General features: G+C 71.7%; 21 protein-coding genes and 1 pseudogene. 9 read left to right on the forward strand and 13 right to left on the reverse strand.

The window, feature by feature from the left end; genetic code table 11:
* The 3 genes and pseudogenes from BGM09_RS04080 to BGM09_RS04090 all read left to right on the forward strand — a co-directional run.
* Nucleotides 1–411: pseudogene (locus tag BGM09_RS04080) on the forward strand (hypothetical protein); the annotation flags it as partial.
* A gap of 169 nt (nucleotides 412–580) precedes the next feature.
* A complete protein-coding gene (locus BGM09_RS04085) occupies nucleotides 581–1,933 on the forward strand; it encodes an NtaA/DmoA family FMN-dependent monooxygenase (RefSeq protein ID WP_188279998.1) in 1,353 nt (450 codons plus the stop codon).
* Nucleotides 1,930–3,255 (forward strand): NtaA/DmoA family FMN-dependent monooxygenase, encoded by a 1,326-nt coding sequence (locus BGM09_RS04090; RefSeq protein WP_188279999.1) that lies wholly within the window; start codon nucleotides 1,930–1,932, stop codon nucleotides 3,253–3,255. The genes BGM09_RS04085 and BGM09_RS04090 overlap by 4 nt, the downstream gene beginning before the upstream one ends.
* Before the next feature lie 90 nt (nucleotides 3,256–3,345).
* On the opposite strand, the gene BGM09_RS37395 is transcribed toward BGM09_RS04090, so the two are convergent.
* From BGM09_RS37395 to BGM09_RS04120, 7 genes are all read right to left on the reverse strand, one after another.
* Nucleotides 3,346–3,891, reverse strand: a complete 546-nt coding sequence (locus BGM09_RS37395; RefSeq protein ID WP_317452528.1) for an aldo/keto reductase — start codon at nucleotides 3,889–3,891, stop codon at nucleotides 3,346–3,348.
* A gap of 21 nt (nucleotides 3,892–3,912) precedes the next feature.
* Nucleotides 3,913–4,143, reverse strand: a complete 231-nt coding sequence (locus BGM09_RS37400; RefSeq protein WP_223186285.1) for an aldo/keto reductase — start codon at nucleotides 4,141–4,143, stop codon at nucleotides 3,913–3,915.
* A 39-nt stretch (nucleotides 4,144–4,182) separates the two neighbouring features.
* Nucleotides 4,183–5,301 (reverse strand): ABC transporter substrate-binding protein, encoded by a 1,119-nt coding sequence (locus BGM09_RS04100; RefSeq protein WP_188280000.1) that lies wholly within the window; start codon nucleotides 5,299–5,301, stop codon nucleotides 4,183–4,185.
* A 65-nt stretch (nucleotides 5,302–5,366) separates the two neighbouring features.
* The gene (locus BGM09_RS04105) at nucleotides 5,367–6,149 is read right to left on the reverse strand and encodes an ABC transporter ATP-binding protein (RefSeq protein ID WP_188280001.1); all 783 of its coding nucleotides are present in this window, start codon (nucleotides 6,147–6,149) and stop codon (nucleotides 5,367–5,369) included.
* Nucleotides 6,133–7,035, reverse strand: coding sequence for an ABC transporter permease (locus BGM09_RS04110; protein WP_188280002.1), 903 nt, complete (start codon nucleotides 7,033–7,035; stop codon nucleotides 6,133–6,135). Before BGM09_RS04110 ends, BGM09_RS04105 begins: the two co-directional genes overlap by 17 nt.
* A gap of 89 nt (nucleotides 7,036–7,124) precedes the next feature.
* Nucleotides 7,125–8,750 carry a rhodanese-like domain-containing protein gene (locus BGM09_RS04115; protein WP_188280003.1) on the reverse strand — a complete coding sequence of 542 codons (1,626 nt, stop codon included), beginning with the start codon at nucleotides 8,748–8,750 and terminating at the stop codon, nucleotides 7,125–7,127.
* Nucleotides 8,751–8,776: 26 nt separating this feature from the next.
* Nucleotides 8,777–9,553: an SDR family NAD(P)-dependent oxidoreductase gene (locus tag BGM09_RS04120; protein WP_188280004.1), complete on the reverse strand. Its 777-nt coding sequence runs from the start codon at nucleotides 9,551–9,553 to the stop codon at nucleotides 8,777–8,779.
* Between the two features lie 439 nt (nucleotides 9,554–9,992).
* On the opposite strand from BGM09_RS04120, the gene BGM09_RS04125 reads away from it, so the two are divergent.
* The 3 genes from BGM09_RS04125 to BGM09_RS04135 all read left to right on the forward strand — a co-directional run bounded on the left by BGM09_RS04125 (nucleotide 9,993) and on the right by BGM09_RS04135 (nucleotide 14,176).
* A complete protein-coding gene (locus BGM09_RS04125; RefSeq protein WP_223186286.1) occupies nucleotides 9,993–10,922 on the forward strand; it encodes a LysR family transcriptional regulator in 930 nt (309 codons plus the stop codon).
* 229 nt (nucleotides 10,923–11,151) lie between these two features.
* Nucleotides 11,152–12,360 carry an acyl-CoA dehydrogenase family protein gene (locus BGM09_RS04130; protein WP_188280005.1) on the forward strand — a complete coding sequence of 403 codons (1,209 nt, stop codon included), beginning with the start codon at nucleotides 11,152–11,154 and terminating at the stop codon, nucleotides 12,358–12,360.
* Nucleotides 12,361–12,517: 157 nt separating this feature from the next.
* Nucleotides 12,518–14,176 (forward strand): MDR family MFS transporter, encoded by a 1,659-nt coding sequence (locus BGM09_RS04135; RefSeq protein ID WP_188280006.1) that lies wholly within the window; start codon nucleotides 12,518–12,520, stop codon nucleotides 14,174–14,176.
* Nucleotide 14,177: 1 nt separating this feature from the next.
* Here BGM09_RS04135 and BGM09_RS04140 read toward each other — a convergent pair whose 3' ends face one another.
* From BGM09_RS04140 to BGM09_RS04160, 5 genes are all read right to left on the reverse strand, one after another.
* Entirely contained in the window at nucleotides 14,178–15,257 is a 1,080-nt protein-coding gene (locus tag BGM09_RS04140; RefSeq protein ID WP_317452517.1) for a serine hydrolase domain-containing protein, read from the reverse strand.
* Nucleotides 15,254–16,186 (reverse strand): DUF6895 family protein, encoded by a 933-nt coding sequence (locus BGM09_RS04145; protein WP_223186287.1) that lies wholly within the window; start codon nucleotides 16,184–16,186, stop codon nucleotides 15,254–15,256. The genes BGM09_RS04140 and BGM09_RS04145 overlap by 4 nt, the downstream gene beginning before the upstream one ends.
* Nucleotides 16,186–17,169 (reverse strand): DUF6895 family protein, encoded by a 984-nt coding sequence (locus BGM09_RS04150; protein WP_317452518.1) that lies wholly within the window; start codon nucleotides 17,167–17,169, stop codon nucleotides 16,186–16,188. Before BGM09_RS04150 ends, BGM09_RS04145 begins: the two co-directional genes overlap by 1 nt.
* Nucleotides 17,166–17,765 (reverse strand): hypothetical protein, encoded by a 600-nt coding sequence (locus tag BGM09_RS04155; RefSeq protein WP_317452519.1) that lies wholly within the window; start codon nucleotides 17,763–17,765, stop codon nucleotides 17,166–17,168. The genes BGM09_RS04150 and BGM09_RS04155 overlap by 4 nt, the downstream gene beginning before the upstream one ends.
* Nucleotides 17,766–17,911: 146 nt before the next feature.
* A complete protein-coding gene (locus BGM09_RS04160) occupies nucleotides 17,912–18,100 on the reverse strand; it encodes a hypothetical protein (protein WP_188280008.1) in 189 nt (62 codons plus the stop codon).
* Nucleotides 18,101–18,329: 229 nt separating this feature from the next.
* On the opposite strand from BGM09_RS04160, the gene BGM09_RS04165 reads away from it, so the two are divergent.
* From BGM09_RS04165 to BGM09_RS04175, 3 genes are all read left to right on the forward strand, one after another.
* Nucleotides 18,330–20,549, forward strand: a complete 2,220-nt coding sequence (locus BGM09_RS04165) for an NADP-dependent isocitrate dehydrogenase (protein ID WP_188280009.1) — start codon at nucleotides 18,330–18,332, stop codon at nucleotides 20,547–20,549.
* 223 nt (nucleotides 20,550–20,772) lie between these two features.
* Nucleotides 20,773–21,846, forward strand: coding sequence for a Dyp-type peroxidase (locus tag BGM09_RS04170; RefSeq protein WP_317452520.1), 1,074 nt, complete (start codon nucleotides 20,773–20,775; stop codon nucleotides 21,844–21,846).
* Nucleotides 21,843–22,661: a family 1 encapsulin nanocompartment shell protein gene (locus BGM09_RS04175; protein ID WP_188280011.1), complete on the forward strand. Its 819-nt coding sequence runs from the start codon at nucleotides 21,843–21,845 to the stop codon at nucleotides 22,659–22,661. Before BGM09_RS04170 ends, BGM09_RS04175 begins: the two co-directional genes overlap by 4 nt.
* A gap of 41 nt (nucleotides 22,662–22,702) precedes the next feature.
* On the opposite strand, the gene BGM09_RS04180 is transcribed toward BGM09_RS04175, so the two are convergent.
* Nucleotides 22,703–23,701 carry an NAD(P)-dependent oxidoreductase gene (locus tag BGM09_RS04180; RefSeq protein WP_188280012.1) on the reverse strand — a complete coding sequence of 333 codons (999 nt, stop codon included), beginning with the start codon at nucleotides 23,699–23,701 and terminating at the stop codon, nucleotides 22,703–22,705.
* Nucleotides 23,702–23,723 lie beyond the last annotated feature (22 nt).

A 23,723-nucleotide genomic window follows, 5' to 3' on the forward strand; every position in this document is an offset into this window, starting at 1 on the left:
ACCGCGCGCCACCGGCCCTCCGGCGCGCCGAGGGCCGCCCTGCTGGGCGCCGCCTCCGCGGTGGCCAACGCGCTCACCGCGGCACTCATGAAGTCCGCCGCCGACACCTTCTCCGCGCACGGCGACGTCGCCTTCCTGACCGCCTGGCAGACGTACGGCTTCGCGCTGTGCGGCGTCACCGCGATCTTCCTGCTGGAGAGCGCCCTCCAGTCCGGGCCGATCATCGCCTCGCAGCCCGCCCTCACCCTCGGCGACGCCACCGTCAGCCTGGCGCTGGGCATCACCGTCTACGGCGAGCACATCCGTACCGGCTGGTGGGTGGTGCCACAGCTGGCGGCAGTCGGCCTGATCGCGTACGGCACCGTCCGGCTCTCCCGCGCGGTCCCGCTGATCAGGGAACTGGCGGGCTGACCGCACGGGCCGCCCGGCAACGACGTGCCACCGGCCCGACACGGCGCGACACCGGCCCTGCCCTGGCCCGACACCGGCCCTGCCCTGGCGTGCACCGCGAAGGGCAGCTTAAGGGAACCGGTAGCCGCTTCGGCTTCATCCCCGGAGCGGTGCGCCCAAGCATGGGGCCGTGACCGAACGATTCCTGCACCTCAACGTCAACGCCAACGGGCTGGCGAAACCGCCGAACAGCTGGCGGCACAGCTCTCCGCCGACCTGGTTCCTCGACATCGCCTCCTGGGAGAGGCTCGGGCAGATCGCCGAGCGCGGCCTGCTGGACGCGGTCTTCCTCGCCGACCACCTCGGCGCCACCGACTTCAGCAAGCCGTGGCACGCCTTCGACCCGTTCATGCTCCAGACGGCGGTGGCCCGCGCCACCCGCCACATCGGTCTGGTGACGACCCTGTCCGCGACCTTCTACCAGCCGTGGGACATCGCGCGCCGCGCCGCGACGCTTGACATCGCCTCCGGCGGCCGGGCGGCGGTCAACATCGTCACCTCCGGCGAGGACGCGGCCGCGGCCCTGTACGGACGGGGGTCACTGCCCGAACGCGAGGTCAGGTACGGGCGGGCCGAAGAGGTGCTGAACGCCGTCAAGCGGCTGTGGGACTCCTGGGACCCGGACGCCCTGGTCGCCGACCCCACGACGGGCGAACTGGTGGACGACAGCCGGGTTCCGACGGTGGACTACGACGGCGAACACGTGGGCTTCAGGGCGCGGTTCCAGTTCCCGCGCTCCGTGCAGGGGCGGCCGGTCATCGTCCAGGCCGGAGCGTCGGCCCTGGGCATCGACCTGGCCGCGAAGCACGCCGACGCCGTGTTCTGCGCCTCCAACACCCTGTCGACCGGGCAGGAGTTCTACCGTGAGCTGAAGGCCCGCGCCGCCGCCCACGGACGTGCCCCCGACCAACTGCTGGTCCTGCCCGGCCTCAACATCACTCTCGGCGGCACCGAGGCCGAGGCGATCAGACGCCGCGCCGAACTGGTCGGCCCGGTGGAGGCGGACGACGCCGCGGTGCGCGCGCTGGCCCTCCAACTCGGCGTCCCCGCCGACCTGCTGAGCCTGGACGAGACCCTGCCCTGGGACTACATCAACTCGCCGCGGTGGAGCCCGCGCAGCGTCGGCGCCGCCAACGGCGTGCTGTCCGTGGCACGCCAGGGCGACCTCACCGTGCGCGAGGTCCTCGAACGCCGCGCGAACGCCCAGAACGCGATCGTCGGCACGCCCGAGCAGGTCGCCGACGAGATCGAGAACTGGTTCACCCAACGCGCCGCCGACGGCTTCAACATCAACTTCGACATCTTCCCCTCCGGCCTGGAGCAGGTCGTCGACCACCTGGTGCCGGAGCTCCAGCGGCGCGGGATCTTCCGCGGGGAGTACGAGTCCACCACGCTCCGCGGCCACTACGGGCTGCCGCCCCTCGTGACCGACGCGAGCCGCGCCACCGCGCGCACGGCCCTGTCAGGAGACCGCCACCAGTGAGCACACGCCGACTGCACTTGAACGTCAACGCCAACGCGCTGGGACGAGCACCGGGGGGCTGGCGCCTGCGCGACGACCCGCTCGGCTTCCTCGACATCGACGAATGGGAGAACCTCGGCCGGACCGCGGAACGCGGCCTGCTGGACGCGGTGTTCCTCGCCGAGACCCTCGGATTCTCGCAGCAGGACTTCACCAGGCCGTGGAACGCGATCGACCCGTTCGTCGTGCTGACCGCGATCGCCCGCGCCACCACGCACGTCGGCCTGGTGGCGACCGTGTCGTCCACCTACCGCCACCCGTATCACATCGCCCGGCTGGGCTCCTCGCTCGACCTGGTCTCGGGCGGCCGGGCCGCGATCAACGTCGTCACCACGCAGTCGCCGCGCGCCGGGGCCCAGTTCGGCCTCGACGCGCACCCCGACCGGGACGCCCGCTACGGCCGCGCGGACGAGGCGATCTCCGTGATCAGGGCGCTGTGGGAGTCATGGGACCCCGACGCGCTCGTCGGTGACAAGGCGTCAGGTGAGCTGACCGACCTGGCGAAGGTGCGGGAGGTCGACCACGTCGGCGAGCACCTGCGGGTCACGACCTGGTACCAGGTGCCGCGTTCGCCGCAGGGCCACCCCGTCGTCCTGCAAGCGGGCGCGTCGGAGCAGGGCATCGACCTGGCCGCGAAGTACGCCGACGCGGTGTTCTGCGCCGCGCACAACCTCCGGCAGGGCAAGGACTTCGCCGCCAAGGTGAAGGCCCGAGCCCGCGATGTCCACGGCCGCGACCCCGACGACGTGCTCATCCTGCCCGGACTGTGGCCGGTCATCGGCAGTACCGAGGCCGAGGCGCGCGAGCGCCGCGACCTGCTGGCCGGTCTGAGCACTGACACCACCGACGCCCTGACGTCGCTGGCGGCGCAGCTCGGCCTGCCGGTGGACAGCCTGGAGCTCGACCGGCAGCCGCCCTGGGACCTGATCAACTCGCCGGACTGGAAGCCGAGCAGCTACGGTTTCGCCAACTCCGTGCTCCACAGCGCCCGCCACGAGAACCTGACGGTACGCGACCTGCTCGACCGGCACATCGCCGGCGGCGGACACCGCATGGTGGTGGGTACCCCGGAGCAGATCGCCGACGAGATGGAGGCGTACTTCACTGAGGGCGCCGCGGACGGGTTCAACCTGAACCACGACCTCTACCCCGACGGCCTCGACCTCATCGTCGACCACCTGGTGCCGGAGCTCCAGCGGCGCGGGATCTTCCGCAAGGAGTACGAGGCGACCACACTGCGCGGCAACCTCGGCCTGCCCTTCCCGGCTGCCGCCGCGGTCTGAGGCCGGACGGCCGCACAGTACGACGGAGCCGCCCGGTGTACCTACCCCGTGGGGTCGGTACACCGGGCGGCTCTTCGGGCTGCCGCGGGATCAGGAACCGGCGGAGTCCGGCAGGCGCGCCTCGGCTCCGATGGCGCCGGGCCGCAGCGCCCGGTCTCCCTCGACCCGCTCGGCGATACCGGCCGGCCGCGCGGCCTGCTCCGGTGTGAGCGTGTCGTCGAACGCGCCGACGTTCTCCCGCAGATACGCGGCGTGCCGCGTGCCGGGGATCGGCACGACGTCCTCACCTCGCGCGAGCACCCAGGCGAGAGCCACCTGACCGGGCTCGACAGCGAGTTCGGCCGCGACGGCGACGACCTCGTCGGCAAGCTTCACATTCGTGTCGAAGACCTCCTCGGCGAACCGAGGGTGCTCCAGCCGACGGCCCGTCAGATCCGCGCGGCTGCGCAGCACGATGCCGATGCCCAACTCCCTTGCGACGGAGAGCGTTTCAGCCTCGATGTCGCGGGTGAAGAGCGACCACTCGTTCTGGATCGCGGTGACCGGATGCGTGGCGTGGGCGCGGAGCAGGGTCCGCGGACCCGGCTCCGACAGGCCGTTCCAGCGGACCTTGCCCGGTCGAGCGGGTTGCCGAATTTGGTGGCGATGACGAGGCCGTCACGGCGCCCCCTTGACCGCCTGCCCGAGCAGCGTCTCACTGATGGCCGGGCCGTAGATGTCGGCGGTGTCGAAGAAGTCGATGCCGAGGTCGATCGCCTCGCCCACCAGCGCCGACGCGCTGTGCCGCTCGTCGGCGTCGGTGGACCGCGTGAAGCTCATGAAGCCCAGGCCGAGGGCGGAGACCTCCAGTCCCTCGGTGCCGAGCCCGCGTCGAGTGATGTCAGTCAATGCTCTCTCCTCAACCGGTGGTTCGGGAACGGCGCCGTGTCAGCCGGTCGTCACGTCGTCCAGCGCCGTGGTGTAGTTGAATCCGAGCTTGGACGTGACATTGGTCTTCAGCCCGCCGTATGTGTACGCGGCCTCGACGGTCTCCTGCTGGATCCGCAGGAACTCCGGGTCACCGATCTTGTAGAAGGTCGAGTGCCGGGCGTTCTCCCAGTTGACCTTGGCCACGTCGGGCGTCTGGCTGAGGACCTGCTGCTCGACCTTCTCGTACGCGGCCTCGTGACCGGGGATCCACTGCTCGTAGAAGGTCCGCAGCCGGCCGTAGAAATCCCTGAGCGCCGCCAGCTTGGCCGGGTTGTCGAGCACCTCGGTCCTGGCGATCCAGCCGCTGCCGCCGAGGATGCCGAGCGTCGCGTTGTCCGCGATCTTGATCGCCTTTCCGGCGTCGACAGGCTTCTTCACGTTGCTGTAACTGGTCACGACCGCGTCCAGGCGCCCGGCGTTGAAGGCGTTGGCCGCGGCCTGGTTGCTCGGGAACTGCACACCGTGGACGTCCTTCGGGCCGAAGCCGCCCTTCTCCAGCGCGACGACGTAGGCGGCGTAGATGTTGCCGCCGTAGTTGTAGCCGATCTTCTTGCCCTTCAGCTCGGCGAGCGTCGTGATGCCGGAGCTCTTCGTCACGTACACGGCTGCCGGGTAGGGAGCGTCGGGTGTCCAGGTCACCGCGAAACCCTGGATCGGGGCACCGGTCTTCGTCCAGTCGGCCGAGGCGTTGGCGGCTTCGAAGGCGGCGGTGTTCTCACCGACCTGGCCGACGTCGATCTGCTTGCCGTACAGCGCCGCCAGTTGGTTCGCCGGGCCCGCGATGATCGGGACCTTGTACGTGTACGGGGTGTCCTCGAACAGGCCCGACTCCTTCAGCAGCGCGGGGAAGTCGGCGGTCTGGTAGCTGATCGTGAGGCTGACGCCGGACAGGTCGACCGCGGCGGAGGCGGAGGAACCACCCGTCGAGCCGCCGTTCGACCCCGAACCCGCGTTCTTCGCCGAGGCCGAGGCGCCGCCGGAACCGCCGCAGGCGGTGGCGGCCATGGCGAGGGCGACGGCCGCGAAGGCGGTGAACGTGCGCTGGACGAAGGGGGAGTGCTTGCCGGTGCTGTACATGTGCGATGACTTCCTCGGGATGTGTCGGGCGAAGACGGTTCGTGGTGCTCTGTTCTGACGGGACGTCAATGACCGTCGGTCACCGCCTCGTTGCCGCCGCCGACAGTGCGGGCCACGCCGAGCTGGTCGAGCAGCGCCGCCCGCAGTTCGAGGAACCGCGGATCGTCGCGATGGCGGGGCTTGTCGATCTCGACCCGCTGGTCCAGGGCGATCGAGCCGCGCGAGAGGACCAGGACACGGTCGGCGAGCAGGATCGCCTCGTCCACGTCATGGGTGACCAGGACGACAGCGGGCTCGTGCTTCGCGCACAGCGCCGCCAGCAGGTCGTGCATCTTGATCCGGGTCAGCGCGTCCAGGGCCGCGAAGGGCTCGTCGAGCAGCAGCAGATCGGGCTCGGTGACCAGCGCGCGGGCGAGCGCGACACGCTGCGCCTCACCGCCGGACAGCGTCCGGGGCCAGGCTTTGGCGTGGCTCTCGATACCGACCTCGGCCAGCGCGTCGAGCGCTTTCCCGTACGCGGCTCGCGGGCGCCGCGCGCCGAGCACGACATTGCGCCACACCTTCTGCGCGGGAACCAGCCGCGGCTCCTGGAAGACGGTCGACCGCACGCGGGGCACGACGACATCTCCCTCGTCGGCGGTGTCGAGTCCGCCGACGATACGGAGCAACGTCGTCTTGCCGGTGCCGGACGCGCCGAGCAGCGCGACGAACTCCCCCTTCCGCAGCCGGAGATCGACCCCGTCGAGCACCGCCCGGCCGTCGAAGACCCGTCGGACCCCCAGCGCGGTGACGGCGTATCCCGCACTGTCCGCGGGAAGGTCCCCCGGCGATTCAGTTGATACCGACACGGGCCCTCCAGGGCAGGACGAGACGCTCGACGCCGCGCATGACGAAGTCGATGAGGATGCCCAGCACCGCGTAGATCCAGATGCCGGCGATGACGATGTCCGGGCGCTGGTTGTTCTGGGCGTTGATGATCAGATAGCCGATCCCGGCGGTGGAGTTGACCTGCTCGGCCAGCACCAGCGACAGCAGGGAGAAGGAGCAGGCGAAGCGCAGACCGGTGAGGATGCCGGGCAGCGCCGTCGGGAAGATGATCCGACGCGCGATCCGGAAGCCGCTGAGCCCGAAGGTCCTGCCCGCCTCGATGAGCTTCTGGTCGACGCCCTTCACGGCGTGGAACGTGTTCAGGTAGAGCGGGAACAGCGCCGCCGCGGTGATGAGCGCGAGCTTGGACGGCTCGTCGATGCCGAACCAGGTGACGAACAGCGGGACCAGCGCGATGAACGGCACCGTCCGCAGCATCTGGAGGGTGGCGTCGAAGATCTCCTCGCCGATCTTCCACAGCCCGGCGAAGATCCCGAGCACCAGCCCCGCGCTGCCGCCGAGCACCAGCCCTTCACCGGCCCGCCGCAGCGACACCGGAACGGCGGCCTGGAGCGAGCCGTTGTTCCACAGGTACTGGTACGCCTCGACGATGGTCTTCGGCGAGGGCAGCACGTCCTCGGTGGTCCAGCCCCAGGTCAACGCGAGCTGCCAGAGGGCGATCAGCGCGACGGGCACGCCGACGCGCAAGGTCCAGCCGCTCCAGAAGCGGACCCGCTTGCGCACGCTCTCGCGCCCGCGGTTGCGCGGGCTGAGGTCGATGAGCCCCGCCGCGTCCCGCGGAGTCTTCGTGGCGGTCCGCGCGCCCGGCGCGGGCGCGGTGTCGGTGACGGAAGGGGCGCCGGTCAACGCGTCACCTCAGCGGCGGTGGCGACCGGCCTGGTGGTGAGGGGCCTGGCGATGGCGGTCATGAGCGTGTCCTCACTAGGGTCAGTGCCTCAGGCGAACTTCTTGAACGGAACGGTGTCGTCCTGCGCCAACTCGGCTACCAGGCCGAGCTCCCAGGACAGATAGCGGCGGAATCCGGCCTTGCGGTCCTCGGGGTCGCTCTCGCGCCAGCCGGAGGCGACGACGTCCTCCGGCGCGTGCAGCCACTGCGCCCGGTCGGTCTCCACGGGCAGACCGGCCGCGCGCCACGCCGCGGTACCGCCGTCGAGCACCCGCACAGGACGGTCGGTGGCCGCCGCGAGGTCGGCGGCGGCGTACCGCGCGAGCACCCCGTCGGCGGAGGTCAGCACGACCGGTCCGGTGCCGGGCAGCTCGGCCGCCGACGCGGCGAGCCGGGCGCGGATGGCGAAGCGGGCGCCGGGGACGTGACCGGTGCGGTACTGCGGGCTGGCCGCCACATCGAGCACGAGCCGGGTGTCGGCCGGGGCGCCGTCCAGCTCCTGCGCGGTGACGGTGTCGAAGCCGCCGGAGGGCGGGTCGAGGACGGGCGGCGGCACCGGGCCGGTCTCCAGGCCGGCACCTTCCAGGGCCCGGTCGAGGACGAACACCTCGGCCCAGCCGATCTGGGCGATCCAGGACGCGGCGACCGCGGCCCGTACGCCGTCGTTGTCGACGAGGACCACACGGGCATGGTGCGTGCCGACATGCCGGAACACCCACGGCGCGACATCCCAGCTCGGCGCCGACAGGGAGCCGGGCAGGTGACCGGCCTCGAACTCCTCGGGAGTGCGCACGTCCAGGACGTACAGCGAACGCGTGTCGTCCTTGCCGAAGGCCGCGAGCGCCGCCGCGTCGATGTGCTCGATCCCGAAGCGCTCGCCGAAGCGGACCGCGCTCTCCCGCGCCGCCTCCAGCGCCGCGCCGGTCGGCAGCGCCACCGAGGACGTCTCGCCGTGGTCGAGTTCGTGCCCCTCCAGCACCCAGGACTGGGTGCCGCCCTCCAGCGACACCACCCGGTTCGGCAGGCCCGCGTTGATGAGCACCTGGGCGCCGAGGATGCTCCGCGTGCGCCCGGCGCAGTTGACCACGACGAGCGTGTCGGGCGAGGACACCGCCTCGGCCGCGCGGTAGACGAGTTCGGCGCCCGGTATCGACGTCCCGCCGGGGATGCTGTGGCCGCGGAACTCGCCGAGGGGGCGGCTGTCGAGCAGCACGATGTCCTCACCGGCCGCGCGGCGGCTCAGGAAGTCCGGCACGCTGATGTGCGGCGTCTGGTAGACCTCCTCGATCCACTCGCCGAACGCCTGCCCGATGACGTGATCGCCGCCGCTGTGGACCTTGTGCCCGGCCGCTGCCCACGCGGCGAGGCCGCCGTCGAGCACCCGGACGTCGGTGTAGCCGAGCGCGCGCAGCCGGGCCGCACCGCGCCCGGCCAGCTCCGCGTCGCCGCCGTCGTAGACGACGACCGGTGTGTCACGGCGGGGGACCAGCGCCCCCGCCTTCAGCTCCAGGACGCTGAGCGGGATCGAGACGGCGAGCAGGATCGACCCCCGCGCCGCGGTGACGCCGGACTCGCGCACGTCGATGAGCGCGTACTCTTGGCCGCCGTCGAGCAGCACGCGCAAGTCGTCGACGGCGATGGCGGAGGCGGGAGCGGGGGCGACGGGTTCAGTCATGGGAACTCTCCTGGACTCTGGTCGGATCAGTAGTGGATGGCGCCGGGCACGCCGCCGCCGACGTGGACGCCGTCGCCGACGACGGCCACGCTGCGCGGCGAGGCGAGGAAGGCGACCACCCACGCCACCTCGTGCGGCTCGATCACCCGGCCGATGACGTTGCCGGGCGCCGCGGGCGCCGCGCCGTCGGCCGCGCCGCCGCTCTGAAGCTCGACATACCGCTCGGTGCGGGTGGGACCTGGGTGGACGACGGTGACGTTGACGCCGTGCGGGCCGAGTTCGTCGGCGACGTTCTTGGTCAGCGCGATCACCGAGGCGTTGCGGACCGAGCCGATCACCGAGACGGTCGAACGGGCTCCGGTGCCGCTGATGTTGATGACCCGGCCCCAGCCGTTCTCGATCAGCAGCGGGGCGACGGCCTTGATGGTGCGCAGATAGCCGATCACCTTGACGTTGAGCTGCCGTTGGAACCAGGCGTCGTCGGCGTCCTGGAAGCTCGGCCCCTTCTGCGCGGGCTGCTCGGCGGCGTTGTTGACGAGGATGTCGATACCGCCGAAGGCCGTTCTCACGGTCTCGACCAGTTCGCGCACCGAGTCGTCGTGACCGGTGTCGGCCCGCACGGCGAGCACGTCGGCGCCGGTCGACTCCCTGATCCGTACGACCGCGTCGTCCAGTACGTCCCCCCGTCGTCCGGTGATCGCCACCCGCACGCCCTCGCGCGCCAGTTCCTCGGCGACGGCGTAACCGATGCCTGTGCCGCCCCCGGTGACGACGGCGCGCTTTCCTTCGAGTTCGAGACCCATGGACTTCCCCGATCGAGTGCTCGACGGCGACGCCGAGCTGCGAATAGGGCCTCAGCCTGCGGGGACGGCAGGGGACGAACAAGAAGATCTGGCTACAGCAATAGCCGGGACCTGGCTTAACAGTGGGGCGGGCGGGGGCGGCCGGGGCGGCACTGTGCCAAGCGACACGATCGAGGACGTGGTGGGAATCGGGGTGGGTGTGCGATCCTCGGTCCGTGACCGGGACGGACCTCTTCGCGCGACGCCATGTCGATCTCATGCGCGTCTGCGTCGCCGCCTGTCGTCGTTGATCCGCACCACGCCGTTGGTGCCGAAGCGCGGCCTGCCCTCCTAGGAGCGCCGCCGCTCGTCAGAATCGAACCCAGACCACCGCGGCCGGTACCGGCCGCGTCGCGCCTGGGTGTCGTGGGGGTCAACTCGACAACATCTGAGGTCAACCATGAGCATGCTCGACCTGCGTCGCATGATGCTGCTACGCGATCTCGCCGATCTCGGCACGGTCACCGCCGTCGCCGAACGGCGCAGCATCACCAACTCCGCCGTCTCACAGCAACTCCGGGTCCTGGAGGTCGAGACCGGCTCGATCCTGTTCCGCAGGGACGGGCGCACCCTTGGCCTCACCCGCAGCGGCCGGATCCTCGTGGACCACGTACGCGTCGTGCTCGGCGCCGTCGACGACGCGATGAGCGCCCTCGCGGCCACCCGCGACCAGGTCTCGGGACAGATCGCGATGGTCTCCTACAACCTGGGCATACCCGTCCTGGCGGCGCCGCTGATCCACCTGCTGAGCGCCGAGGAGCCGCACGTGCAGATCCACCTCCAGCAGGCCGAGGCCGATGACGCGCTGCGGCTGCTTCGGCAGGGCGAGGTCGACGTGGCCGTCACCTACCGGTGCGACTTCGAGGCGCAGGACCTGCTCAACGGGCTGAGCCGGGAGGTGCTGCTGGTCGAGCCGTTCGTGCTGCTGGCACCGACCGGGCTGCACGCGCGGGTCCGCGGCCTGGGGCTCGCCGCGCTGGCCGAACAGGTGTGGGTCACCGGTCTGGCCAACTCCACCCTGGACACCGCGCTGCTGCGGGCCGCCGAGCGGGCCGGGTTCACCCCGCGGATCACCCACCGGCTGGTGACCGCCCAGATCGTCTGCGACCTGGCCGCCACCGAGGTCGTCTCGGCGATCGTGCCCCGGCTGTCCGTACCGGCGCACCTGGAGCACCTCATCGTGGAGGGCGTGCCGATCGGCTACCGCACGGTCAGTTCGGTCGCGCGCACCACCCGGAGGAACGATCCGAACATCGCGCTCGTCCTGCGCACGCTGCGCTTGATCGGTGAACAGGCGCTGCACAGACCGGTCCTGCGGGTCGCGTCCTGACCGCGCCGTCCTGACCGCGCCGTCCTGACCGCGCCGACCGTACCGCGTGCGGCGCCGCGCACCCGCGCGGGCCAGGACGGGGACCGCGCCGCGGTCACGAGCGCACCCCGGCGACAGTTAAGCGCAGCCGCAACGACGCCGTAGCCGAACCTTGTTGATCGGTCACGCCGCCGGATCGACGCTGAGGTGCCGCGGGAACCCGGGCGCCACAGCGAGCAGGGGAGCACGCATGACGGAAACAGCCGAGGCCACGAGCGGTGTCACCTTCGGCTCGGCGCGACTGCGGGAGCTGATCGAGCACATCGGCCACGGCGCGATCGGGCGGGACGAGCGCGACGAACTGCCTTACGCGGCCGTCGAGGCGGCGAAAAGGGCCGGGCTCGGCGCCCTGCGGGTGCCGGTCGAACTGGGCGGGGGCGGCGCGAGCCTCACGCAGCTCTTCGAGGTGTTCATCGACCTGGGCGCCGCGGACTCCAACGTGGCGCACATCCTGCGCAGCCACTTCGGTGTGGTGGAGGGGCTGCTGCGCGGCGCCCGCCCCGAGGACGCGGTCTGGCTCGAACGCGTCGCGCGCGGCGAGCTGATCGGCTCCGCCTCCACCGAGCTGGGCGCGAAGGCGGGGGCCACCGACTTCCCGTACCGGACCACCGTCAGCCGCACGGCCGGCGGCCTGCGGTTGAACGGCACCAAGCACTACACGACGGGCAGCCTGTACATGGACTGGCTGGTCGTCGGCGTCACCGACGCGGACGGCGGGAGGGCCCAGGTCATCGTCCCCACCGACCGCCCCGGCGTGCTGCGCCCCAACGACTGGGACGGCTTCGGCCAGCGCTTCACCGGCAGCGGCACGGTGACCTTCGACGATGTCGCGATCACACCCGGGGACTACTTCGCGCGGGCGACCGCCGCCCGCGACTCCGTCCCGTACCCCGCGACGTTCTTCCACATCCAACTGAACGCGATGATCGCGGGCATCCTGCGCCGGGTGGCGGCCGACGCCGTTGCACACGTCCGCGGCAAGAAGCGGACCTTCTACCACGCACCCGCCGACGCGCCGACCGAGGACCCGATCGTGCAGTACAGCGTGGGGCTGCTGCACAGCCAGGCGTTCGCCGCGCAGGCCCTGGTCCTCACCGCCGGACGAGCGCTGGAGGACGCCTACGCGGCGCACGGCACTCCCGAGGAGGCCGAGCTGTCCTCGCGCGCGTCGCTGCTCAACGCCAAGGCCAAGGTCGTCGTGGACGAACTCGCCAACCGCGCCGCGTCCGAGCTCTTCGACGTCGGCGGCGGCTCGCTGGTCCGCCGCGGCGCCCACCTCGACCGGCACTGGCGCAACATCCGTACGATCGCCGCCCACAATCCGAAGACGCTCAAAGCGGTCGCGGTGGGCCGCTACGAACTCAACGGAACGCCCCTGCCGAACCAGGGCTTCTTCTAGCGGGCTCAAGAGCACCGAGCAGGGCGCCGCCACCGTGCCCGTCCCCGCACCCCGCCCGCCCCCGCACTCCCCAGCAGCCGGTAGGGGGTCGCGGAACCGGTCGGCGTAATGTTGCCCAAGGCAAACAGAGCAGCATTACGGGAGAGGAAGCAGCACCATGAGTGCTCAGGCAGACGCCGCGCCGGCCGGCACCGCGGCGCCCCCGACGGAGTACACACACCGGCAGATCATGGTCATCCTCTCGGGGCTGCTGCTCGGCATGTTCCTGGCGGCGCTGGACCAGACGGTGGTCTCCACGGCCATCTACAAGATCGGTGAGAGCCTCAACGGCCTGACCGCCCAGGCGTGGGTGACCACCGCCTTCCTGATCACCTCGACGATCAGCACACCGCTGTACGGCAAGCTCTCCGACCAGTACGGGCGCAAGCCGTTCTTCCTCTTCGCCATCGCGATATTCATCGTCGGCTCGGCGCTGTGCATGCTGTCGACGTCGATGTACATGCTCGCGGGCTTCCGCGCCCTCCAGGGCATCGGCGCGGGCGGGCTGTTCTCGCTCGCGCTCGCCATCGTCGGCGACATCATCCCGCCGCGCCAACGAGCCAAGTACCAGGGCTACTTCATGGCCGTCTTCGGCACGTCCAGCGTGCTCGGGCCGGTCATCGGCGGCGCGCTGGCCGGGCAGGACTCGCTTCTCGGCATCGACGGCTGGCGCTGGATCTTCCTGATCAACGTCCCCATCGGCATCCTCGCCCTGTTCGTGGTGGCCAGGGTCCTGCACGTGCGCCAGGAACGACGGCCGCACCGGATCGACTACCTCGGGGCGACCGCGCTGATCGTCGCCCTCGTACCGCTGCTCATCGTGGCCGAACAGGGCCGCGAGTGGGGCTGGGGCGCCGCGTCCTCGCTGTCCTGCTACATCATCGGCGCGGTCGGCATCGTCGCCTTCCTGCTGGCCGAGCGCCGGGCGGGCGACGAGGCGCTGCTGCCGCTGCGGCTCTTCCGCAACGGCGTCTTCGCGGTCGGCTCCGCGCAGTCCGCGATCATCGGCATCGGCATGTTCGGCGGCATCACGCTGCTGCCGCTCTACCTCCAGCTCGTCAAGGGCAACTCGCCGACCAAGGCCGGTCTGCTCACCCTGCCGCTGGTGCTCGGCATCATGATCTTCTCGATGGTGTCCGGCCAGATCACCTCGCGGACCGGCCGCTACAAGATCTTCCCCGTCGTCGGCTGCGCCCTGCTGGTGGGCGGCATGCTGATGCTGTGGCAGATGTCGGCCGACAGCAGCCTGTTCTACGTGGACGTGTCGATGTTCGTCGTCGGCGCCGGACTCGGCCTGAACATGCAGACGATCGTGCTGGCCATGCAGAACGCCGTGCCGCCGCGTGACATCGGTGTCGCCACCTCCTCGACCACCTTCTTCCGGCAGATGGGCGGCACGCTCGGCGTCGCCGTCTTCCTGTCGATCGTCTACTCCGTCGTGGGCGGCAAGATCGGCTCCGCCTTCGCCGCCGCCAAGGGCGGAGAAGCGTTCCAGCAGGCCGCCGCCGCGCACCCGGACCAGCTCAAGACGCTCACCTCGGCGTCCTCGGGCAGCACCGGCACGCTCAACGACACGTCGTTCCTCAGCCATGTCGACCCGGCGCTCGCCCACCCCTTCAAGACCGGCTTCACCGACGCGATCAACGTCGCGTTCCTCGTCGGGGCGGGCGTCCTGGTGATCGCCTTCGTGCTGTCGCTGCTCATCAAGGAGGTCCCGTTGCGCACCACGGCAGGGGACTTCTCGCAGGAGGAGAAGGCGGAGGCGGCGACCTCCTGAGTCAGGGCGTGACCCGCGGTTCGCCGCACAGCCGGTACAGCAGCGCGTAGGCCGTCTTGACGATGCGGCAGCCGCGGTCGTGCCGGGTGGCGCATCCGGCCACCGCCGTACCGGTCGCCGGGTGGAAGCCGAGGAACGTCTGCTGCCCGAAGGTGGCCCCCGCGTGGAAGAGCAGGGGGCCGCCCGGCGCCGGATGGTGGTACCAGGTCAGCGTGTGGGTGTTCCGGTGGCCGAGCCCCCGGCGCAGTTGCGGGACCTGGACGTCGCGCAGCGCCGCCTCCGACGCCGTGCCGCCGGGCCACAGATGCGCCTCGGCGTAGCGGAGAAGGTCGGCCGGTGTGGACCGGACCCCGCCCGCCGCGGTGAAGGCCGCCATGTCGGTCGGCGGCAGCGGCGTACGCCCGTCGGTCCGGTAGCCGACCGCCGCGAGGCCGCCGCCCGGCCCCGTCGTGGTGCTGTCCAGCCCCAACGGCGCCAGCACCCGCCCCGCCAGCAGCGTGCCGTAGTCCGTCCCCGTGGCGTGTTCCATCGCGGGCCCCAGCAGCGCGATGCCGAGGTTGGAGTAGTGCCAGCGGCTGCCGGGGGCGTGTCGGGTACGGGTCTGGGCGAAGGCCCGCAGCAGCCGCCCGGTGTCGTAACGGGCGTAGCTGTTGGTGTACGGCCGCAGCACGGCGCCCGCCACCAGGTCACGCGGCACGCGCGGCAGCCCCGAGGTGTGGGTGGCCAGGTGCCGCAGCGTGATCCGCCGCGCGTACGGGTGGGGGAGCGGCAGGTCCGGCAGATGCGCGGCGAGCGGGTCGTCGAGACCGAGTACGCCGTCGCGGGCGAGTTCCGCCAGCAGCAGCACGGTGAACGTCTTGGAGAGCGAGCCGAGTTCGTACCGCGCCTCCTCGCGCGCCGCCCGCGGCGGCGCGCTGCCGCCGCCCACCAGCGTCCGCCGTCCCGCGCGGGAGACGGCCAGCACGACATCGGGCGCCCTGACCTCGGTGACCGCCCGCTCCAGCAGGTCGCGGACCGGCGTGCCGTCGGCCGTACGGTCCTCGGCCTCGTCCGGTGCGAGGTCCACCGCCGTGGCGCTCACGCGACGGCGTCCGCGTCCGCCGACAGCGCGCGGGAGGTGGCCATCGCGGAGGCGAAGGCGGCGACCAGCGTCGGGTGGTGCACCTGGTCGAAGACCTCGGCCGCGTCCCCGTCCGGCATCCCGTTGCGCACCGGCATCGCACCGCTGTCGGACTGCGCGGCGGCGTACCGCTCCCACACCTCGCCGTCGAGCGTCGGACGCGGCAGACAGGCGTCCACGACCAGCAGTTCGCCGAGCAGGTCCCAATGGGCGAGATCGGCCCAGTCCTCGGTCCAGGCCGGGAGATACCGCGTCAGGTAGTCGACGATCGCGGGCGGGATACGGTCCGGCGCCTCGCCCCAGTTGGTGAGGTGGAAGACGGTGTGCGTGAGGTCGTACGCGATGTGGAACTGCACCGTCCAGGGCTCCGGCGTCTGGCCCAGCCAGGTGCGCTCCACGGCCAGGTCGAAGTCGCCGCTGGGCACGAGTCCCAGCTTGCGCTCGGCGTTGAGCAGGCCCAGGCGCCGGTTGGGCACCATCTCCAGGGCCCGCCAGGACGCCGTGCGGCGCGAGAGGGCGACCGCGTCCTCCACGCCGGGGTGACGGTGGCCCAGTTCGTAGAAGGTCGCGTAGATCTCCAGCGGTACGGGGGAGAGCGGTTCGTCGCGCTGGAGCGCGGCCAGTACGTTGCCGCCGTCCAGCAACTCGCGCCAGGCGAAGTCCAGCAGCCGCAGCGACCGGTCGCGCTGCCGTGACCCGGCCACACCCTCGCGCGAGAGCACCCGCATGTTGATCGCCAACTCGCCGATGGGCTTGAGACGTTCGATGACCGCGCCGCTGGTGGCGCGGTCGTCGTCGGTGAGCCGGAAGTGCTCCCGGTTCGCGTCGAGCCAGGCCAGCGCGCGCTCGCCCACCTGGTGCAGGAGCGCGGGGGATGCGGCCGTCGTCATCACGATGCTGCCTCGCTTTCCAGGACCGGGCGCCGTACGCCCGCGGTCGGGCCCGCCGGCCGCGTCGGGCCGATCCGGGCCAGGGTGGCCGCGAAGGCGGTCACCAACGTGGAGTGGTAACAGGCGGTGAACGCCTCGGCGGCGGCCGTGCCCGGCGGCGGCGCGGCGCCGGTCTCTGGCACCGCGCCGTCCGCGCCCTGCGCCCCGGCCAGCAGGCGCCAGGCCGCCGCGTCGGGCACGGGCACGGGCAGGCAGGCCGCCACGGCGAGCAGTTCGCCGACCAGATCCCACAGCTCCTCCTCCAGCCAGCTCTCCAGCCAGGACGGGAGCCACAGCCGCAGATAATCGGCGCGGTCCGCGGGCATCCGGTGCGGGGCGCGGCCCCAGTCGGTGAGGTGGAAGACGTCGTGCGTCACGCCGTAGGCCGCCTTGCGGTCCAGCGTCCAGGGCTCGACCGTCCGGCCGAGTCCCGTCATGGCGAGCACCGCGTCGAAGTCGGCGTGGTGGCGCAGTCCGATCCGCCGCTCGGCGTTGAGGACGCCGAGAGTACGGGTGTGGTCCTCGCGCGCCACCCGCCAGCCGCGCAGCCCGGTCATCGTGCGCACCAGGTCCTCGACGCCGGGATGGCTCAGCCCGGTCTGCGCGAAGACCCCGTACAGCTCGACCGGGTAGGTCGCGCGCGGCTCGCCGCGGATGAGTTCGCCGAACAGCTCACCCTCGCGCGTCTCGTGCCAGGCGAAGCGGAAGAGGCCGTCCGCGAGGTCGCGGACGGCGGGCAGCGGGTGGTGCGTACGGATGAGGTGGCTGAGTTCGGCCAGTTCGCCGAGGGGTTTGAGCGTGGTGTTGGGATCGGCGTCGGTCGTCACGTCCGCGGGCAGCCGGAAGCACGGGCGCATGCCGTCCAGCCAGGTCAGCGCCGAGACGGCCATGCGGTCCAGCAGTTCCGGGCCGGCGCCCGCCGCGGGGACCCGGCCGCCGGTCACGAACCGCGCCCGTAAAAACGCGCCGCCGCGGTGATGTGCAGCGCCACGCGGGGGTCGTCGCCGCTCATCTGACGGACGAACACCAGCCCGCTGTCCAGACCGAGCGAGTCCGGTACGTCCGGCAGGCCCGCCAGCCAGCGGCCGAGTCCGGCGGCCTGGAGCCAGTCGCGGCGGCGGACCGCGCGGACGAAGCCGCGGGCCAGATCGTCGGTGCGCTCCGCCAGGCACCCGGCCAGCGGGGTGTCGACCCCCGGCAGCGAGAGCGAGGCCAACTGCGAGGCCCGGTGGGCCAGTCGCGGCCACGCGTCGGTGGCGGCCCAGTCCGTCGCGGCGGGCGGCTCCGGCGGCCGGCCGGCGGCGTCCGCGGGCAGGAAGGCGCGCGCCGCCGCCACCAGCCCCCGGTAGCTCCACACCGACACCTCGGAGGCGTCGGCCCCCGGCGGATAGGCCGCGAGCGCGGCGCGGACGAGGGCCTGATCGGCCGTGCCCGCCGCGCCGTCCCTGTCATCGTTGGGGCCGTCATGGGCGGGACCGCGGTCCCGCGCGTACGGCGCCAGTACGTCGGCGCCCAGTACCCGGATCGCGGCCGATGCCACCGCTTCGCCTCGCGGGAGTGCGCGCGACAGCGCATAGGAGCCGCCCCCGCCCCGAAGGGCGAGGGCGACTGCCTGTGCGACGTCGGCGACCACAGCGCTCAGCGGGGATGTCCCCTGCGCCTGCTCTGCCAACGTGACCCCTCAGTTCAGGACGCGTCCGTCTTCGTCGGACGGGGGGTCGGGGGCGAGATCAGCAGAAGTCCTGCGAGGAGCAGGCCGCCGCCGCACTCGCGCGTGTCGCGGTAGATGCCCTCGGGTTCCGCGGAGTCCAGCAGTCCTTCGACCTCAGCGGCGAGGACCGCCGACTCGACCGGGGCTGTGAGATCCGAGTTCATGGAATCATCTCCTTGTTCGGCTGGATCTCCTTCAGCATGGCCGAGGTTCCAAAGTGCCGCAAACGGAACAAATCGCCCATGCGGTGACCTGTATCGCGACCTACGCGACACCTGCGCGTACGGTCCGGTCCGCGCCCCGGACGCCGCAGGGGTGGGGGCGGGTGGGACACGGGTCGGTCACGGGATATCTTGATGTCGAGCAATGTTGCAGACCTGGACGGAGTGACCGGTGGCTGACTCGACCATCATCTACACGCATACCGACGAGGCTCCGGCCCTGGCGACGTACTCGCTGCTGCCGGTGATCGAGGCGTACGCCTCCACCGCCGGGGTCACCGTCGAGACCCGCGACATCTCGCTGTCGGGGCGGATCATCGCCGTCTTCCCCGAGTACCTGCGCGAGGACCAGCGGATCGACGACGCGCTCGCCGAGCTGGGTGAACTGGCCAAGACGCCCGCCGCGAACATCATCAAGCTGCCCAACATCTCGGCGTCGATCCCGCAGCTCAAGGCCGCCATCGCCGAGCTGCGCGAGCAGGGCTACGCGCTGCCCGACTACCCGGACGACCCGAAGTCCGACCAGGACAAGGACGTCCGCGCCCGCTACGACAAGGTCAAGGGCAGCGCCGTCAACCCGGTGCTGCGCGAGGGCAACTCCGACCGCCGCGCCCCCGCCTCGGTGAAGAACTACGCCAAGGCGCACCCGCACCGCATGGGCGCCTGGACGCCGCAGTCCAAGACGAATGTCGCGCACATGGACGGCGACGACTTCCGCTCGACCGAGAAGTCCGCGGTCGTCTCCGAGGCCGGATCGCTCCGTATCGAGCTGGCCGGGGACGACGGCAGCACCACGGTGCTGCGCGAGTCCGTACCCGTACTGGCCGGTGAGGTCGTGGACGCCGCCGTCCTGCGGGTCGCGGCGCTGCGGGAATTCCTCACCGCCCAGATCGCCCGCGCCAAGGCCGAGGGCGTGCTGTTCTCGGTGCACCTCAAGGCCACCATGATGAAGGTCTCCGACCCGATCATCTTCGGCCACGTGGTGCGCGCCTTCTTCCCCAGGACCTTCGCCGAGCACGGCGCGACGCTCGCCGCGGCCGGTCTCACTCCGAACGACGGCCTCGGCGGCATCCTCAAGGGCCTGGAGTCGCTGCCCGAGGGCGCCGCGATCAAGGCGTCCTTCGACGCCGAGCTCGCCGAGGGCCCCGAGCTGGCCATGGTCGACTCCGACCGCGGCATCACCAACCTGCACGTGCCCAGCGACGTCATCGTGGACGCGTCCATGCCCGCCATGATCCGCACCTCGGGTCACATGTGGGGCCCGGACGGCCAGGAGGCCGACACCCTCGCCGTCATCCCGGACCGCAGCTACGCGGGCATCTACCAGGTCACCATCGACGACTGCCGCGCGCACGGCGCCTTCGACCCGGCGACCATGGGCTCGGTGCCCAACGTCGGCCTGATGGCCCAGGCCGCCGAGGAGTACGGCAGCCACGACAAGACCTTCGAGATCCCCGTCACCGGTACGGTGCGCGTGGTCGACGGAGCCGGCCGGGCCGTGCTGGAGCAGGCCGTCGGCGCGGGCGACATCTTCCGTATGTGCCAGACCAAGGACGTGCCGATCCAGGACTGGGTCAAGCTCGCCGTCACCCGTGCCCGCGCCGCCGGCACCCCCGCGGTGTTCTGGCTGGACGAGGACCGCGCGCACGACGCCAACCTGATCGCCAAGGTCGAGCGGTACCTGCCCGAGCACGACACCGACGGCCTCGACATCCGCGTCCTGCCGCCGGTCGACGCCATCGCCTTCTCGCTGGAGCGGATCCGCCGCGGCGAGGACACCATCTCCGTCACCGGCAACGTGCTGCGCGACTACCTCACCGACCTCTTCCCGATCCTCGAACTCGGCACGAGCGCCAAGATGCTCTCGGTCGTCCCCCTGATCAACGGCGGCGGACTGTTCGAGACCGGCGCCGGCGGCTCCGCGCCCAAGCACGTGCAGCAGCTCGTCAAGGAGAACTACCTGCGCTGGGACAGCCTCGGTGAGTTCCTCGCCCTCGCGGTGAGCTTCGAGCACCTCGCGCAGAGCACGGACAACCCGCGCGCCCAGATCCTCGCCGACACCCTCGACCGGGCGACCGGCACCTTCCTCAACGAGGACAAGTCGCCCAGCCGCCGCCTCGGCGGCATCGACAACCGCGGCAGCCACTTCTACCTGGCCCTGTACTGGGCCCAGGAGCTGGCCGCGCAGAGCGACGACGTCAAGCTCGCCGAGGCGTTCGGCGCGCTCGCCACGACGCTGGCCGAGCAGGAGCAGGCCATCGTCGGCGAGCTGATCGCGGTCCAGGGCTCGCCAGTCGAACTCGGCGGCTACTACCGGCCCGACGCGGACAAGGCCGCGGCCGTCATGCGGCCGTCGCGGACGCTGAACCAGGCGCTCGCGACCCTGGGCTGACGCCGCCGCCACCGGGCTGACCTGTACGGATCGACCCCGGCGGACACCACCGCGTCGCACATTCCCGCGCCCCGACCGGCATGTCCGGCCGGGGCGCGGGCACGAGCCCTGGTGCTTTGCGATAGTGGAGATGTCCCGCTGGTACGCGGACCCCGTCCGATCCACGGGGTCCCTGTCCGATCCGAGCCTGGTGAGGAATGCTGTGACGACACAGGAGAGCGGCGTGCCCGCGGTACCGTCCCCGGCGGCGGAACCGCAGGCGGTGCTGAGCCCGCTGACCACCGCGGCGACCTTCCTGGTGGTGACCGTCGACCCCGGCGGCGAGGCCGTGACGCGCGACCTGCTGGCCGACCTCGCGGGCTTGCAAAGGTCGATCGGCTTCGGCAGCCCCGAGGGCAGGCTGAGCTGTGTCGCGGGCATCGGCTCCGCGGCGTGGGACCGGCTCTTCGACGGACCGCGCCCCGCCGAGCTGCACCCCTTCGAGGAACTGCGCGGCGCCCGGCACCGGGCCGTGTCCACCCCCGGCGACCTGCTCTTCCACATCAGGGCCACCCGGATGGACCTGTGCTTCGCGCTGGCCACCGAGATCATGAACCGGCTGCGCGGCTCGGTCACCCTCCGCGACGAGACCCAGGGCTTCGTCTACCGCGACGCCCGCGACCTGCTCGGCTTCGTCGACGGCAGCGAGAATCCGGTCGGCCCGGCCGCCCACCGGGCCGTGCTCATCGGTGACGAGGACGCCGGCTTCGCGGGCGGCAGCTACGTCATCGTGCAGAAGTATCTGCACGACCTGGACGCCTGGAACGCGCTGCCGGTCGAGGAACAGGAAAAGATCATCGGCCGCCGCAAGCTGAGCAATGTGGAGCTGGACGAGGACGCCTCGCACGTCGCGCTCAACACCATCACCGAGGCCGACGGCACCGAGCGCGAGATCCTGCGCGACAACATGCCCTTCGGCAGTCCTGGCCGGGGCGAATTCGGCACCTACTTCATCGGTTACGCGCGCACCCCCGACGTCACCGAGCGGATGCTGCGGAACATGTTCCTCGGCCTGCCGCCCGCTACCCACGACCGCATCCTGGACTTCTCCACGGCCGTCACCGGGACCCTGTTCCACGCCCCGTCCGCCGGTTTCCTGGACGACCTCCCCGACCCGCCCGCCCGCGCGTCCGCGTCGGGCACCGCGACCCCGGCCGAACCCGCCCCCGCCCCTGCCCCGGTCCCCGTCGAATCCGCCCCCGCCGTACCCGACGACTCGCTGGGTATCGGCGACCTGAAGAGGAGCACCACGCCGTGAACAACCTGCATCGTGAACTGGCCCCCATCTCCGCCGCCGCCTGGGCCGATCTGGAGGACGAGGCGCGACGCACGTTCAAGCGCAACGTGGCGGGGCGCCGGATCGTGGACGTACCGGAACCGGCCGGATCCGAGCTGTCCGCCGTCGCCACCGGGCACCTCGACGCCATCGAGTCGCCCGCCGACGGCGTCGCCGCGCACGTACGGCGCTCGCAGCCGGTGGTCGAACTGCGGCTGCCCTTCAGCGTCGACCGCCGCCAGGTGGACGACGTCGAGCGCGGCGCGAAGGACGCGGACTGGCAGCCCGTCAAGGACGCCGCCCGGCAGCTCGCCTTCGCCGAGGACCGGGTGATCTTCGAGGGCTACCCGGCCGCCGGTATCGACGGCATCCGCGCCGCCTCCTCCAACCAGGCGATCACCCTGTCCGACGACGTACGCGACTACCCGAACGCCGTCAGCCAGGCGATCACCGCGCTGCGCCTCGCGGGCGTGGACGGCACCTACCACCTGGCGCTCAGCGCCGACGCGTACACCGCGGTCAACGAGACCTCGGACCACGGCTACCCGATCCACCAGCACCTGGCCCGGCTGCTGGACGGCGACATCATCTGGGCGCCCGCCATCGACGGCGCCTTCCTGATCGCCGGCCGCGGCGGCGACTTCGAACTGCGCCTCGGCCAGGACCTGTCCATCGGCTACCTCTCCCACGACGACACCAGCGTGCGCCTCTACTTCCAGGAGACCCTGACCTTCCTCGTCCACACCGCGGAAGCCGCCGTCTCCCTGAAGTCCGCCCCGCGCGCCATCGCGGTCTGACGCGCGGCCCGTCCCCGCGAGACCGCCGATCCCCCGGACGGTCAGGCGGTGGGGGAGACCGCGGGCGCGGCGGCGCGGTAGTCGGTGGTGACGACATGCTCCGGGGCGCCGCCGCCGAGTACCGCGAGGATGCCGTCGGCGAGCATGTGGGCGATGGCCACGCTGGCGCTGCGGCCGAGGCCGCCCACGTGCGGGGTGAGCAGGGTGCGCAGGTCCGGCGCGAGCAGCGGGTTGTCCGGCCGGGGCGGCTCCGTGGTGAACACGTCGACCGCCGCGCCGAACAGTCGGCCCTCGCGTAGCGCGGCGGCCAGCGCCGCCTCGTCCACCACGCCACCGCGTCCGACATTGACGAGGATGGCGCCGGGCGGGAGGAGGGCCAACTGCTTCCGGCCGAGCAGGCCGTCGGTCTCGGCGGTCAGCGGCAGATGCACGGTGACCACGTCGGCGCCGCGCAGGGCGTCCTCCAGCGAGGACGTGAATCTGCTGCCCGGCGGCAGCGCCTGCGGCGGTTGCGGATACCGGTCGTAGGCGATCCCGCGCATCCCGAAAGCGGCGTGCGCGAGCCGCAGGACGCGGCGCCCGGTGTTTCCGTAGCCGAGCACCGCGATGGTCGCGCCCTCCAGGTCCACCTGGTGCAGGTCCTGCCGTACGGAGAAGTCCCTTCGGCGTACGGCGGCGTCGAGTTCGCCGAATCTGCGGGCGACGGCGAGCGCACCGGCGAGGGTGTGCTCGGCGACCGACGCGGCGTTGGCGCCCGGTGCGAAGAGCACCGGGACACCGCGCTCGGTGGCGGCGGCGACATCGATGTTGTCGACGCCCACGCCGTGCTTGGCGACGGCCCGCAGCCGGGGCGCGGAGGCGATCAGCTCACGGTCCACGGGGTAGATCTGGCTGACGATCACGTCGGCGTCCCTGAGGACGGCGCGCTGTTCGCGCTCGGGCAGCGACTTGTCGAGGAAGACGACATCGGCCGCGGCACGCAGCCTGCGCACTCCCGCGTCGTTGAGCGACTCGGTGACGACGATGCGGGTGCCGGTCATGGAGGCACGCTCCTTCGTGGGG

It is taken from the genome of Streptomyces sp. CBMA29 (genome assembly GCF_014596445.1).
Taxonomy (GTDB): domain Bacteria; phylum Actinomycetota; class Actinomycetes; order Streptomycetales; family Streptomycetaceae; genus Actinacidiphila.